Raw genomic sequence first — 327 nt, 5'->3', positions numbered from 1 at the left:
TGAACTAGAAAAGAAAGGACGTTTAGTCCTGTTTAATCTAGAAAATGGACATGAACCAAAGAACCAAAAAGAAGGCGAGCAATGGCTTTCTATCTTGGAAGAGAATAAAAAGGCAAAGACAATCCCTCAGAAGCGTCTAGAAGTCTTTATAGAGCGTTTAAAGGTATTTCTAGATAAAATACTAAGGAAAGGCAGAGAATTCTCTCTAGAGGGCTTAAAACGCAAATCAGAGCAGTTGAAACAAACAAGACAACCTAAGACGAAAAGAGATAGAGGGATGGAACGATAAAAAAGCGATACCCATTGTAACGGGCATCGCCTTTTTTA

The 327-nt window shown here is 37.9% G+C and carries 1 pseudogene; it reads left to right on the top strand.

Annotation, left to right across the window (positions count from 1 at the left end):
• A pseudogene (locus ACQGS6_RS29555) lies at positions 1-289 on the top strand (MobV family relaxase); the annotation flags it as partial.
• Between the last annotated feature and the right edge of the window lie 38 nt (positions 290-327).

This window comes from Bacillus sp. GMs2/2, assembly GCF_050172095.1.
GTDB classification, from domain to species: domain Bacteria; phylum Bacillota; class Bacilli; order Bacillales; family Bacillaceae_G; genus Bacillus_A; species Bacillus_A cereus.
Note: the sequence above shows the minus strand (reverse complement) of the source record. Positions and strands in the feature narration are given on the sequence as shown.